Origin of the sequence: Aeromonas sp. MR7 (genome assembly GCF_963899385.1) — a bacterium.
In the GTDB taxonomy this organism is placed as follows: Bacteria; Pseudomonadota; Gammaproteobacteria; order Enterobacterales; family Aeromonadaceae; genus Aeromonas; species Aeromonas bestiarum.
On record NZ_CAWQXH010000052.1, the window covers coordinates 78,145 to 90,585 of the forward strand.

A 12,441-nucleotide genomic window follows, 5' to 3' on the forward strand; every position below is an offset into this window, starting at 1 on the left:
CCTGCCCTTGCCGATACCTAACGTGAGATCGTGTGGAGGGCAGGCAGTTGAACGCTTGGATGTTAGGGTTGGTCAGCATATCCGTGAGTATGCAGTTACAGGCGGGCGTCACCGAGTTTGGTGCCGGCCTGGATCAATCCGTCTGGCGCCTGACCTCGGACACGCAAGTGGAGTGTCGCCTCGAACACCCTATTCCCAACTGGGGTACGGGGGCCTTCGTCAGCCGGGCCGGTCGCAAGATCAATCTGGATTTTGAACTCAAGGGGCTGCGCCAGCAGGCCCAGACCCAGACGGTCAGTCTGGGGATCATGCCACCAGTCTGGCGCCCCGGCATCGCCGGACGGGAAGTGAGCCAGCTGCGTTTCTACCAGCAGTTCGATGGCCTGGTGGAGGGGCAGACCGCCTGGACCATGCTGGACGAGCTGGAAGGGGGGCGCATGCCGACCTTCCAGTACCGCGACTGGTATCGCCAGAACCGGCCGGTGCGGGTGTCGCTCTCCTCGGTCAACTTCCGGGTCAAGTATCAGGCTTTCGTGGATTGCCTGAACGGCCTGCTGCCATACAGCTTCAACGACATCGCCTTCAGCGTGCTCACCTATGACAAGAACAGCGACCAGCTGTCGCTGGCTTCCAAACGGCGGCTGGCGATGATCGGCGAGTATGTGAAGGTTGACAAGAGCATAGACGTGGTGGTGATCGACGCCTACAGCGACAGCTATGGTGGTCGCTGGCCGAACCAGAAACTCTCCGAGAAACGGGCCGATGCCATCAAGAAGGTGTTTGTGGATCTGGGCATCGAACCCGGCAAGGTCTCGGTCGAGGGGCATGGCGAGAAGCAGCACGTCGCCTCCAACGAAACCGAAGATGGCCGCGCCAGGAACCGGCGTGTGGTGATCAACATGGGCCGCAATGGCGCCATCTGATGGGCGGATATCATTCAATGAGAAAGAGCGCCGTGGCGCTCTTTTTTTATGGGGATCTTGTCCTGACCATGTCTTAGAAGCTGTCACCCAGGCCTGTGCCTGCATCTTTCTTGGCGATCAGTTCAATCTTGTAACCATCCGGATCTTCCACGAAGGCGATGACCGTCCTGCCACCCTTGACCGGGCCCGGCTCGCGGGTGATCTTGGCGCCGGCGGCACGCAGCGCATCGCAGGTGCCATAGATGTCGTCCGCTTCCAGCGCGATGTGGCCGTAGGCCGATCCCAGCTCATACTCGCTCACGCCCCAGTTGTAGGTGAGCTCGATGACGGCCTCATCCTTCTCGTCGCCGTAACCGACGAAGGCCAAGGTGTACTTGTATTCGCTGTTCTCGCTCTTGCGCAACAGCTTCATCCCCAGCACCCGGGTGTAGAAGTCGATGGAGCGTTGCAGATCGCCGACGCGCAGCATGGTGTGCAGAATTCTCATGGCTTAATTCTCCCCTTGGGATTCACGATTCTGTAATCAGGCAGGAGGAGGCAATGCTTGCCTAGCTCTCCGGGTAGATCTTCTCTTTGTACTCGCAAAGGTCCTCGATGATACAGGAACCACAGCGGGGTTTGCGAGCCAGACAGGTGTAACGGCCGTGCAGGATCAACCAGTGGTGCACGTCCAGCTTGAACTCGGCAGGCACCACTTTCAGCAGTTTCTCTTCCACCTGATCCACGTTCTTGCCCACCGCGAAGCCGGTGCGATTCGACACCCGAAAGATGTGGGTATCGACGGCTATGGTGGGCCAGCCGAAGGCGGTGTTGAGCACCACGTTGGCGGTCTTGCGACCGACGCCGGGCAGGGCTTCCAGCGCCTCGCGGTTCTCCGGCACCTCGCCACCGTGGCGCTCCAGCAGGATGGCGCAGGTCTTGATGACGTTCTCGGCCTTGGTGTTGAACAGGCCTATGGTCTTGATGTACGACTTGAGCCCGTCTACCCCCAGATCCAGCATGGCCTGGGGCGTGTTGGCCACCGGATAGAGCTTGTCGGTGGCCTTGTTGACGCTCACGTCTGTGGCCTGGGCCGACAACAGCACGGCGATCAGCAGCTCGAACGGTGTCTTGAAGTTGAGCTCTGTGGTGGGGTGGGGATTGTCGTCCCGCAGCCGCTCCAGGATCTGCCTGCGTTTCTGGTTGTTCATGGCTCCCTCTTGTCTCAGAGCTGGGTCGCGCGGGCACCCGCCGCCGGCACGGCGCAGTGGGCCTTCTCGGCGGCCTGCTTGCGGCCCAGTCGGTCGTTGATGGCGTTCTTGCCGGCGATCATCAGACCCAGACCGATGAAGCCGCCGGGAGGCAGGATCGCCAGCAGCAGGCTGGCGTCGGCGTGGAACAGCTCGATGCGCAGGGACTTGGCCCAGTCCCCCAGCAGCAGGTCGGCGCCGTCGAACAGGGTGCCCATGCCGATGATCTCCCGCAGCCCCCCCAGCACCAGCAGCACCAGGGTAAAGCCCAGCCCCATCATGAAGCCGTCGAGGGCCGCCAGCAGAGGCGGGTTCTTGGAGGCATAGGCCTCGGCCCGGCCTATGATGACGCAGTTGGTGACGATCAGGGCGATGAAGATGCCGAGCGCCTGATAGAGGCCATAGGTGTAGGCGTTCATCAGAAGCTGCACGCTGGTCACCAGGGCGGCGATGATCATCACGTAGACCGGGATGCGGATGTCCTTGGGCACCAGGTTGCGCACCAGGGAGATGGCGAGGTTGGAGCTGACCAGCACCACCATGGTGGCCAATCCCAGCCCCAGCGCATTGGTGAAGGTGGAGGAGACCGCCAGGGTGGGGCAGAGCCCCAGCACTTGTACCAGGGAGGGGTTGTTCTTCCACAGCCCCTGCAGCATCAGCTCCTTGAGCTCTTCGCGGCGGCCATTGCCTTCGTTGGCTAGGCTCTGGCCGTCAATCACATCAACTTGTTCCATGGCTTGTGCTCCGTCGTTATGGGGTGGCGTCACAGGAGGGGGCATCCCGCAGCAATTCAGGGTGTTCCTGCTGCAACAGCAGCAGGTTCTTCACCGCCTTGACCACGGCGCGGGGTGTGATGGTGGCGCCGGTGAAGGCATCGAATTCACCACCGTCCTTCTTTACCGCCCAGTTGGCCTCGTTGTCGCGGTTGAGGAACTTGCCGACAAAACTGTCGATCCAGCTTGATTTCTTCAACTCTATCTTGTCACCCAGGCCCGGCGTCTCATTGTGGGCCAGCACCCGCACCGCACTGACGTTGCCCTTGGCATCTGTGCCGACGATGAGGCGGATGGCCCCACTGTAGCCGTCGGGGGCCACGGTTTCCAGCGCATAGCCTGTGGTCTCGCCCTGCAGGGTCGCTGTGTAGAGCGGCATAGCCTGATCACTGCCCAGATAGGTCTTGCTCTGCACCCGCTTGCAGCTGGCCACCAGATCATTGTCATAGCTCCCCTCTGGCAACAGGGCCGAGAGGGTGCGCAGCTTCTCCAGCTGCTGCTGATGGGCGATCCTGTCGCGGGTCAGCTCATTGGTCAGCACCACCACAGCGGTGCAGGCCAGGGCAAACAGCGCCAGGGTGACACCGTTCTTGCGCATGCTCTTTAACATTGAATCTTTCCTGAGAGTGAGGTGTGCGCCGGGGTCATTTGCGGCGTGCTCCATAGACCTTGGGACGTGTCAGGCTGTCGATCAGCGGTACACACAAGTTGGCCAGCAGCACGGCGAAGGCGAAGGCATCCGGGTAGCCGCCAAAGCGGCGGATGAGGTAGACCAGCACGCCGATCAGTACGCCATAGACCAGACGGCCACGGGGGGTGGTGCTGGCACTCACCGGATCGGTGGCGATGAAGAAGGCCCCCAGCATGGTGGCGCCGCTGAACAGGTGGAACATGGGGGTGGCGGTGGCATCCGGCGTCATCAGATAACCCAGGGTTGCCGCCAGCAGCAAGGCGCCCAGGATGGCTCCCGGAATGCGCCAGTTGATCACCTTCTGTTGCAGCAGGAACAGGCCGCCCAGCAGGTAGCCGAGGTTGACCCAGCTCCAGCCTATGCCGCCCCAGCCCTCGAACACGGCGTGGGTCATCACCTCGCCGGCGGTGAGCCCCTGGGTCAGCCCTGTTTTCAGGGTATCGAGCGGGGTGGCCATGGTGAGGCCATCCACCCCCTGCTTGAGCTGCGCCATGCTGTAGCCGTCGAGGCTGAAGCCGGTGAAGATGACGGACGCCGCATCGCCAAAGCCGATGTCATAGGCGGCTATGCTCGACGGCGGCAACCAGCTGGTCATCTGTACCGGGAAGGAGACCAGCAGCAGTACATAGGCCACCATGGCCGGGTTGAACAGGTTCTGACCCAGCCCGCCGTAGAGGTGTTTGGCGATGATGATGGCAAAGGCGGTGCCAAGTACCAGCATCCACCAGGGCAGCAGGGGCGGCAGGGAGAGGCCGATCAGTACTGCGGTCAGCGCCGCGCTGCCATCCATCAGGGCGGGCTTGATGGGACGGTGGCGCAACTTGAGTACCAAGGCCTCTGCACCCAGCGCCGTCACCAGCGCCAGCAGGATCTGGATCAGGGTGCCCCAGCCGAAGAACCAGGTCTGCGCCAGAAAACCGGGCAGACATGCCAGGATCACCAGCAACATCAGGGTCTGGGTCTGTTTGCGGTTATGGGCAAACGGCGCACTCGCGATATTGAACATGGATCAGTGGCTCTTGTCAGTCGATGGAGAAGGGGAAGCCTGGGCAGCCGCTTCGGCCGCCAGTTTCCGGGCCTTGGCACGGGCCACGGCGGCGGCAATGGCTGCTTTCTTGGGGTCGGCGTCGGCAACGACTTGTACCGGTTCTGTGCTCTGCCGGGCATCCGCGTCAGCGACGACACCGGCGTCAGGTTCTGCGATGTTTCCATCCGCTGTTGCTTGCGCTGCCTTTTTGGCTTTGGCACGGGCAATGGCGGCGGCAATGGCTGCCTTTTTGGGGTCGACCTCGGCGGCTGCCGGGGCGGATCCGACGACCGGCTCGGCTTCGACAGCGGTAGTCTCGGGCTCGGCGACCTTGTCATCCGCCGCGTGCGCCGCCTTTTTGGCCTTGGCACGGGCGATGGCGGCGGCAATGGCCGCCTTTTTGGGATCGGCCTCGGCGCTGGGCGCCGCTTCCGTCACAGGTGCCGCCGCAGCGGCCGATGTGTCAGCCGTTGCTTCGTCAGGGGCGGTTTGCGCCGCCTTCTTGGCCTTGGCTCGGGCCAAGGCTGCAGCTATGGCCGCTTTTTTCGGATCCTGTGCCGCGGGTGTGGGTGCAACATCGGCGGGCTCATCACCGCTGACCGCCTTGGCGGCGCGGCGGGTGATGGCCTCCTGCTTGCGCGCCTCGCGGGCGGCAATCATGGCGCTGTTGTCCGGCGCGAGCTCGCTGGCGCCGACCGGCGCAGCGTCCTGCTTGGCCTTGATGCGGGCCAGAGCTGCGGCGACCGGATCTTCGCCACCGGCGGTGGTCATGGCCTGACGGCGCTGGGCCGCAGCCTCGGCGTGGCGAGCCTCGCGGGCCGCTTTTTCCCGCTCGAAGCGGGCCTGCTTGGCCTCGAAACGCTGCTTTGCACGCTCGGCCTTCTCGGCCTCGGCACGGGCCTCGCGGATGTCATCCTTGGCAATCTTGTAGTACTGCACCAGGGGGATCTCGCTTGGGCAGACCCAGGCGCAGGCACCGCACTCGATGCAATCGAACAGGTTGAACCCTTCGGCCTTGTCGTACTCCTTGGCCCGGCTGTACCAGTAGAGCTCCTGGGGCAGCAGGTTGGCCGGGCAGGCGTCGGCGCAGGCGCTGCAGCGAATGCAGGCCTGTTCCGGGCCGGGGGGCGGCAGCTCGGCCCGGGTGGGGGAGAGCAGGCAGTTGGTGGCCTTGACCACGGGCACCATGGCATGGGGCAGGGTGAAGCCCATCATGGGGCCGCCCATGATCACCCGCTGATCCACCTCGGGTTGCAGCTCGAAACGCTGCAACAGCCAGCGCACTGGAGTGCCCAGCAGTACCCAGGCGTTGCCCGGCTTCTTGAAGGCGTCGCCGGTGAGGGTGACGATGCGGGAGATGAGCGGTTCGCCGTCTATGATGGCGCGCTTGATGGCAAACACTGTGGCCACGTTGAGCACCATGATGCCCATGTCCACGGCGCGGCCCCCCTTGGGCACCTGACGGCCGGTGAGCAGCTCTATGGTCTGCTTGGCGCCGCCCGAGGGGTACTTGGTCGGCACCATCTTGACCAGCACGTCTTCGTCGGTGGCGTGACGGGTCAGCTCGCCGATGGCGGCTGGTTTGTTGTCTTCCACCCCGATCAGGGTCAGCTTGGGCTTGAGCAGGTGCTTGAGCACCCGGATGCCGTCCATGATCTCGTCGGCATACTCCTGCATCAGCCGATCGTCGGTGCTGATGTAGGGCTCGCACTCCAGTCCGTTGACGATCAGGATCTCGGTCAGCTGACCGCGACCGTCCAGCTTGCTGTGGGTCGGGAACACGGCGCCGCCGAGGCCCGCGATGCCCGCCTGCTGGATGCGTTCCAGCAGCTCGCCCCGCTCCAGGTTCCAGTAGTCGCTGCAGCCCTGGCGCTCACCCCAGGCATCTTCCCCATCCGGGGTGAGGGTGATGCAGAGATCATCGAGGCCGGAGGGGTGGGCCACCGTGTGGTGGCCGATGGCGGTGATGGTGCCCGAGGTGGAGGCGTGCACCGGCACTATGCGACCCTTGTCGTAGTGGGTCAGCGGCTGACCCTTCTTGACCTTGTCGCCGACCTGCACCAGCAGATCGCCAGCCGGGCCCGCGTGCTGGCGCACCGGTATGATGAGCTGGGGCGGCAGGCCCGCGTCCACCACAGGGGTCAGGCTGGACTGATCTTTGTTCTCGGGAGGATGAATGCCGCCGTGAAAATCCCACAGGGTGCCGGCTTTGATGCGTTCGAGTAAGGACTGCATGGTTACTCCACTATCTTGACCGGAATGGCGACGCTGGCCAGATCCCACTTCCAGTTGTCGACCGTGGTCGGCACAGGGATCATTTCGATACAGTCGGTTGGGCAGGGATCGACACAGAGATCGCAGCCGGTGCACTCGTCTTTGATCACGGTGTGCATCGCCTTGGTGGCGCCGACGATGGCATCGACCGGACAGGCCTGGATGCACTTGGTGCAGCCGATGCATTGATCTTCATGGATGAAGGCGACTCTCTTTACCGGGACGGCGGCTTCACCACCGCCCAGCGGCTGGGGCTCTACCCCCATGAGGTCGGCAATCTTGCGCATGGTGGCCTCGCCACCGGGCACGCACTTGTTGATCTGATCGCCGTTGGCCAGGGCCTCGGCATAAGGCTTGCACCCCGGGTAGCCGCACTGGCCGCACTGGGTCTGCGGCAGCAGGGCATCGAGCTGATCGACGATGGGATCGGCTTCCACATGAAACTTGACGGCGGCAAAGCCCAGAATGATGCCGAAGGCCAGGGCCAGCAAAGCCAACACCAGAACGGCAAAGAGTATGTGAGTCATAGCGCTATATCTTGATGAGGCCGGTAAAGCCCATAAAGGCCAGCGACATCAGGCCGGCGGTGATCATGGCGATGGAGACGCCGCGAAACGGAGTGGGGACGTCGGCCGCCACCAGGCGCTCACGCATGGCGGCAAACAGGATCAGCACCAGCGAGAAGCCACAGGCCGCCCCGAAGCCATAGATGATGCTCTGGATGAAGTTGTGGCGCTCGTTGATGCTCAGCAACGCCACCCCCAGCACGGCACAGTTGGTGGTGATGAGCGGCAGGAAGATGCCCAGCAGGCGATAGAGGGTCGGGCTGCTCTTGCGGATAACCATCTCGGTGAACTGAACCACGACGGCGATCACAAGAATGAAGGCGAGCGTGCGCAGGTAGGCGATGTTCAACGGGATCAGGATATAGTGTTCCATCAGATAGGAACAGGCGCTGGCCAGCGTCATCACGAAGGTGGTGGCCAGCCCCATGCCGATGGCGGTCTCCAGCTTGCCAGAGACGCCCATGAAGGGGCACAGGCCGAGAAACTTCACCAGCACGAAGTTGTTAATCAGCACTGTGCCGACCAATAAAAGCAGGTACTCAGTCATTGAAGGTTGGTTATCCGGTTTGAGGGCGGCGGTATTATCTGATTTTAGGTGCCTTTAAACAACCGCAAGGCCGCATGGTTATTATTCAAATGGCCAATTTCATGGAGGAAATGTGCGCCCTTTACCTATCTTTACCCTCACCCTGGCGATGCTGCTCTGGTCCAGCTCCTTCATCGCGCTCAAGCACGTGCTGGGGATCTGGGGCTTCGGCCAGGTGCTCTTCATGCGCATGAGCGTGGCCGCGCTCTGCTGGCTGCTCTGCTACCGCTACCTGGGCAATTTTTGCTATCAAAAGGGAGACTGGCGCTGGCTGGCCCTGATGGGGGGACTGGAGCCCTGCCTCTACTTCCTGCTGGAGGTGAATGCCCTGCGCTACACCAGCGCCGGTCAGGCGGGCATGGTCTGCGCCTTGCTGCCGCTCATAGTGGCGCTGGTGGCTTTTGTGCTGCTCAGGGAGCGGGTGAGTCGCCGCCAGTTGCTCGGGTTTGCCATCGCCATCTTCGGCATAGCCCTGTTGGGGCTGGGCAGCGGGGTGGACGAGTTTGCCCCCAACGCCCTGCTCGGCAACAGCCTGGAGATGGCGGCCATGCTGTGCGCCGCCACCTATTCGGTGGTATTCAAGAAGCTCTCCAGTCGCTACAGCGTGCTCACCCTGACCGCCCTGCAGGCCTTTGTTGGCACCCTCTTCTTTGCCCCCTTCGCCGTCAGCGAGCCCTGGCCGACGGCCTGGGCCTGGCAGGACATGGCGGTCATCGTCTTCCTCGGTGCCTTCGTGACGCTCGGGGCTTACCTGCTCTACAACTGGTCTGTGACCCAGGTCAAGGTGACGCTGGCGGCGGCCTATGTGAACCTCATTCCTGTCTTTACCCTGTTGCTGGCTTATCTGCTGTTGGGGGAAACCCTGACGTCGCTGCAGTGGCTCGCCTGTGGCGCCGTGCTGCTCGGCATAGTGGTGGGACAACTGCCCGCGCGGCACAAGGTTCGCGCGCCTGTCATCGCCGACAGCTGATTTGTCCTGTGCTGCCGGGAAGCGCTGGCAGCCTGGCTGGCGCCGAGCGGCTTATCGGCTACAGTCTGCACAGACAGGTCAGGCAGGATCCGGGAGCTCACAGATGAACAGCATGATGTTATTGACCAGGGCGCAGGCCCTGCTGGCGCACAATCCCTTTACCCTGGCCGATGCCAGGGCGCTGGAGGCCTTGGAGGAAGCGGCCGTGGGAGAGGAAGGACTCTTGATCGCCGAGCTGTGGGAAACGGCCCTGGTACTGGCCGATGAGGAGGCTCGCCGCTATATGGGCGAGGCCTGATGGCCGGGCTATGCCCGTGCTTCGTGCAATCTTGATGACGCCCAGCTTCCTGCCCGCCATCTCCGCCGCCACTCCTTTCTGCCCCTCGCATTTATTTCCTTCACATCACGGCAGGCTGCAAGGCTGGCCGCGCTTTCACATGGGCAGAATGAAACAAGCGACGGGCTGGGCCGTCGCTTGTTGCCTTGGCGCGCCCCTTCACCCCGAGTCAGATGGAGAGGCCCTTGACGGTGTCGGAGACCGAGTTGGCGTCTTCGATGATCTCCTTGATGACGGTGGCTATGATGCTGGCCTGCTCCTGTCCCGCCATCGCCTTGTCGGAGACCACAGAGACGGTCTGGGTGATCCTGGAGGTGATGTCGGAGTTGAGCTTGATGACGGAGACGATTTCCCCCGTGGAGGTGGAGGTTCTGGCGGCCAGTTGCCGCACTTCGTCCGCCACTACGGCAAAGCCGCGCCCCTGCTCGCCGGCCCGGGCCGCCTCTATGGCGGCATTGAGCGCCAGCAGATTGGTCTGATCCGCTATGCCACTGATGGTGGAGATGATGGACTCTATGTTCTTCGACTGCTGATTGAGATTTTCAATCTGCCGGGTCACCTCGTTGACCGAGCTGTTGATGTGGGACGAGGTCTCCAGCACCTTGTCGATCACCTCGCGTCCCTTGGCGGCGCTCGACACGGTTTCACCTGCGATGGCGCAGGCCTTTTGCGCCGCCTCGCGCACCGAGATGGATTTCTCGACCCGTTCAGTGATGTCGCTCGCCAGCTTGATGATTTTGATCACCTTGCCTTCGTGGTTGAAGATGGGGTTGTAGGTGGCCTCCAGCCAGATCTTTTCACCGTGGCGGCCGAGGCGCATGAAGAGGCCGGACTGGATGCTGCCCGAGCCCAGATCCCGCCAGAAGTTGGGATTATTCTGGTAGAAGGCTTCATCGCAGAAGAGGCGGTGGGACTTGCCCACCACCTCGTCCAACCGGTAGCCGAAGCAGTTGAGGAAGTTCTGGTTGGCTGTGATGACGGTGCCATCGGGCTGGAAGTCGATGACGGCAAGGGACTTGTCAAGGGCCGCCAGCAGGGCCTGGGTCCGCTCCAGCGATGACTGCTGCTCAGTCACGTTGGAGGCCACCTTGGCCACCCTGATCACCTTGCCATCGACAAGGATGGGGAAATAGGTGGCCTCCAGCCAGACCGCCTTGCCCGACTTGGCCTGCCGAATGAAACGCCCGTTACGAAATGCGCCGCTGCGCAAGTCATGCCACAGCTGTTCGTATTCGCGACGTTTGACATCCTCGGGGAAGCAGAGCGCGCTGTGGTGCTGGCCCAGCACCTCATCCCGGCGGTAACCCATGATCGCCAGGAAGAGATCGTTGACGAAGGTGACCACGCCCTCCGGCGTGAACTGGATATAGGGCACCCGGGACTGAATGGCATGCTCGAAGGCGCCCAGTTCCGCCAGTGCAGCCTCTTGCTCACGTTTCTCATTGTCGTTTGCACGTTTCCAAAACATGGTGGAACTCCTCTTTGAGACCCTTGTGAGACTTCTCGTGACAATAGTAGACCGGCTGAATACTAGTACAGAATATTTGGCCAATCGCGAAGATATGGGGGGTAATTGTCTGTTTTTATTTTATTTATTCTGGCTGCCCCCTGGGGGACCAGACTCGGGTGTGCGGCTGGCACCTGCCTCATGCCCAGGCTTTTCCAACCGTCATTCCCCTGGCGCCGGCCCGATTTTGGCGGTGCGGATACCGTGAATCTGTTCGTTTTCCCCGCAGTTCAACACATCAGAGCACCCTAGGGCGGCAAGATGAGGTATCTTATGCCCCGATTTCATCCATTTAACGGATCCGAGACCCCCATATGATTATCAAACCCAAGGTTCGCGGCTTTATCTGCACCACCACTCACCCGGTTGGCTGTGAGGCCAATGTTCGTCGCCAGATCGCTTACACCCAGGAGCAGGGCATGATTGCCAATGGCCCCAAGCGGGTGCTGGTGATCGGCGCTTCCACCGGTTATGGTCTGGCTTCCCGGATTGCCACTGCCTTCGGTAGCGGCGCTGCTACCATAGGTGTCTTCTTCGAGAAAGCCGGCAGCGAAACCAAGACGGCGACTGCGGGCTGGTACAACTCAGCCGCCTTCGACAAGGCTGCCAAAGAGGCGGGTCTGTATGCGAAAAGCGTCAACGGCGATGCCTTCTCCAACGAGTGCCGCGCCAAGGTCATCGAGCTCATCAAGGCCGATCTGGGTCAGATCGATCTGGTGGTCTACTCCCTGGCCTCGCCGGTACGCAAGCTGCCGGAGACAGGTGAAGTGGTGCGCTCGGCCCTGAAACCCATCGGCGAGACCTACACCACCACCGCCATCGATACCAACAAGGATCAGATCATCACAGCCACCGTCGAGCCGGCGAACGAGGAAGAGATCCAGAACACCATCACCGTCATGGGCGGCCAGGATTGGGAACTGTGGATGGCTGCCCTGCGTGATGCGGGCGTGCTGGCTGACGGCGCCAAGTCCGTGGCTTACTCCTATATCGGCACCGACCTGACCTGGCCCATCTACTGGCACGGCACCCTGGGCCGCGCCAAGGAAGATCTGGATCGCGCCGCTACCGCCATCCGTGGCGATCTGGCCGCCAAGGGCGGCACCGCTCACGTGGCCGTGCTGAAATCCGTGGTGACCCAGGCCTCCAGCGCCATCCCCGTGATGCCGCTCTACATCTCCATGGCCTTCAAGATCATGAAGGAGAAGGGGATTCACGAAGGTTGCATGGAGCAGGTCTATCGCATGATGCGCACCCGCCTCTATGGCGAGGAGCTGGCGCTGGACGAGCAGGCCCGCATCCGCATGGACGACTGGGAACTGCGTGAAGACGTGCAGCAGACCTGCCGCGATCTCTGGCCTTCCATCACCACCGAGAACCTCTCCGAGTTGACCGACTACACCGGCTACAAGCAGGAGTTCCTGCGCCTGTTCGGTTTCGGCCTGGCCGAGGTGGATTACGAGGCGGATGTGAACCCGGACGTGAAATTCGACGTGGTCGAGCTCTGATCCTGACTCAAGTGAAAACAGGGCCCCGCGGGGCCCTGTTTTTTTATCAA

At 62.2% G+C, this 12,441-nt stretch carries 13 protein-coding genes; 4 read left to right on the top strand and 9 right to left on the bottom strand.

From position 1 onward, the window contains the following. Positions 1-47: 47 nt before the first annotated feature. Positions 48-923 carry a flagellar protein MotY gene (locus AACW87_RS21275; RefSeq protein WP_043141282.1) on the top strand — a complete coding sequence of 292 codons (876 nt, stop codon included), beginning with the start codon at positions 48-50 and terminating at the stop codon, positions 921-923. Positions 924-996: 73 nt separating this feature from the next. Here AACW87_RS21275 and gloA read toward each other — a convergent pair whose 3' ends face one another. The 8 genes from gloA to rsxA form a co-directional block, all read right to left on the bottom strand. Beyond that, a complete protein-coding gene (gene gloA, locus AACW87_RS21280; RefSeq protein WP_241326093.1) occupies positions 997-1,410 on the bottom strand; it encodes a lactoylglutathione lyase in 414 nt (137 codons plus the stop codon). Positions 1,411-1,471: 61 nt separating this feature from the next. Continuing rightward, positions 1,472-2,113 carry an endonuclease III gene (gene nth, locus AACW87_RS21285; protein WP_043556437.1) on the bottom strand — a complete coding sequence of 214 codons (642 nt, stop codon included), beginning with the start codon at positions 2,111-2,113 and terminating at the stop codon, positions 1,472-1,474. A 14-nt stretch (positions 2,114-2,127) separates the two neighbouring features. Continuing rightward, a complete protein-coding gene (locus AACW87_RS21290) occupies positions 2,128-2,886 on the bottom strand; it encodes an electron transport complex subunit E (RefSeq protein WP_172955321.1) in 759 nt (252 codons plus the stop codon). A gap of 16 nt (positions 2,887-2,902) precedes the next feature. Continuing rightward, positions 2,903-3,535, bottom strand: a complete 633-nt coding sequence (rsxG, locus tag AACW87_RS21295) for an electron transport complex subunit RsxG (protein WP_241326094.1) — start codon at positions 3,533-3,535, stop codon at positions 2,903-2,905. A gap of 34 nt (positions 3,536-3,569) precedes the next feature. Beyond that, positions 3,570-4,622 (bottom strand): electron transport complex subunit RsxD, encoded by a 1,053-nt coding sequence (gene rsxD, locus AACW87_RS21300; protein ID WP_043556435.1) that lies wholly within the window; start codon positions 4,620-4,622, stop codon positions 3,570-3,572. A gap of 3 nt (positions 4,623-4,625) precedes the next feature. Continuing rightward, positions 4,626-6,878, bottom strand: a complete 2,253-nt coding sequence (gene rsxC, locus AACW87_RS21305) for an electron transport complex subunit RsxC (RefSeq protein ID WP_241326095.1) — start codon at positions 6,876-6,878, stop codon at positions 4,626-4,628. 2 nt (positions 6,879-6,880) lie between these two features. Next, positions 6,881-7,444, bottom strand: a complete 564-nt coding sequence (rsxB, locus tag AACW87_RS21310; protein ID WP_241326096.1) for an electron transport complex subunit RsxB — start codon at positions 7,442-7,444, stop codon at positions 6,881-6,883. A 4-nt stretch (positions 7,445-7,448) separates the two neighbouring features. Continuing rightward, complete coding sequence (gene rsxA, locus AACW87_RS21315) at positions 7,449-8,030, bottom strand: electron transport complex subunit RsxA (RefSeq protein ID WP_042869638.1); 582 nt, start codon at positions 8,028-8,030, stop codon at positions 7,449-7,451. Between the two features lie 112 nt (positions 8,031-8,142). Here rsxA and AACW87_RS21320 point away from each other — a divergent pair, with 112 nt between their 5' ends. Together AACW87_RS21320 and AACW87_RS21325 are read left to right on the top strand one after the other, a co-directional pair. After that, positions 8,143-9,039, top strand: coding sequence for a DMT family transporter (locus tag AACW87_RS21320; protein ID WP_169045914.1), 897 nt, complete (start codon positions 8,143-8,145; stop codon positions 9,037-9,039). A gap of 103 nt (positions 9,040-9,142) precedes the next feature. Further along, positions 9,143-9,337 (top strand): hypothetical protein, encoded by a 195-nt coding sequence (locus tag AACW87_RS21325; RefSeq protein ID WP_241326097.1) that lies wholly within the window; start codon positions 9,143-9,145, stop codon positions 9,335-9,337. A gap of 208 nt (positions 9,338-9,545) precedes the next feature. On the opposite strand, the gene AACW87_RS21330 is transcribed toward AACW87_RS21325, so the two are convergent. Beyond that, positions 9,546-10,844, bottom strand: a complete 1,299-nt coding sequence (locus AACW87_RS21330; protein WP_277606847.1) for a methyl-accepting chemotaxis protein — start codon at positions 10,842-10,844, stop codon at positions 9,546-9,548. A 353-nt stretch (positions 10,845-11,197) separates the two neighbouring features. Here AACW87_RS21330 and fabV point away from each other — a divergent pair, with 353 nt between their 5' ends. Continuing rightward, positions 11,198-12,391 (top strand): enoyl-ACP reductase FabV, encoded by a 1,194-nt coding sequence (gene fabV, locus AACW87_RS21335; protein ID WP_043141257.1) that lies wholly within the window; start codon positions 11,198-11,200, stop codon positions 12,389-12,391. Positions 12,392-12,441 lie beyond the last annotated feature (50 nt).

What these genes read in the sequence shown, in the direction of transcription:
- gloA (WP_241326093.1), bottom strand. Translation starts at nt 1,410, where the DNA reads ATGAGAATTCTGCACACCATGCTGCGCGTCGGCGATCTGCAACGCTCC.
- nth (WP_043556437.1), bottom strand. Translation starts at nt 2,113, where the DNA reads ATGAACAACCAGAAACGCAGGCAGATCCTGGAGCGGCTGCGGGACGAC.
- AACW87_RS21290 (WP_172955321.1), bottom strand. Translation starts at nt 2,886, where the DNA reads ATGGAACAAGTTGATGTGATTGACGGCCAGAGCCTAGCCAACGAAGGC.
- rsxG (WP_241326094.1), bottom strand. Translation starts at nt 3,535, where the DNA reads ATGTTAAAGAGCATGCGCAAGAACGGTGTCACCCTGGCGCTGTTTGCC.
- rsxD (WP_043556435.1), bottom strand. Translation starts at nt 4,622, where the DNA reads ATGTTCAATATCGCGAGTGCGCCGTTTGCCCATAACCGCAAACAGACC.
- rsxC (WP_241326095.1), bottom strand. Translation starts at nt 6,878, where the DNA reads ATGCAGTCCTTACTCGAACGCATCAAAGCCGGCACCCTGTGGGATTTT.
- rsxB (WP_241326096.1), bottom strand. Translation starts at nt 7,444, where the DNA reads ATGACTCACATACTCTTTGCCGTTCTGGTGTTGGCTTTGCTGGCCCTG.
- rsxA (WP_042869638.1), bottom strand. Translation starts at nt 8,030, where the DNA reads ATGACTGAGTACCTGCTTTTATTGGTCGGCACAGTGCTGATTAACAAC.
- AACW87_RS21325 (WP_241326097.1), top strand. Translation starts at nt 9,143, where the DNA reads ATGAACAGCATGATGTTATTGACCAGGGCGCAGGCCCTGCTGGCGCAC.
- AACW87_RS21330 (WP_277606847.1), bottom strand. Translation starts at nt 10,844, where the DNA reads ATGTTTTGGAAACGTGCAAACGACAATGAGAAACGTGAGCAAGAGGCT.
- fabV (WP_043141257.1), top strand. Translation starts at nt 11,198, where the DNA reads ATGATTATCAAACCCAAGGTTCGCGGCTTTATCTGCACCACCACTCAC.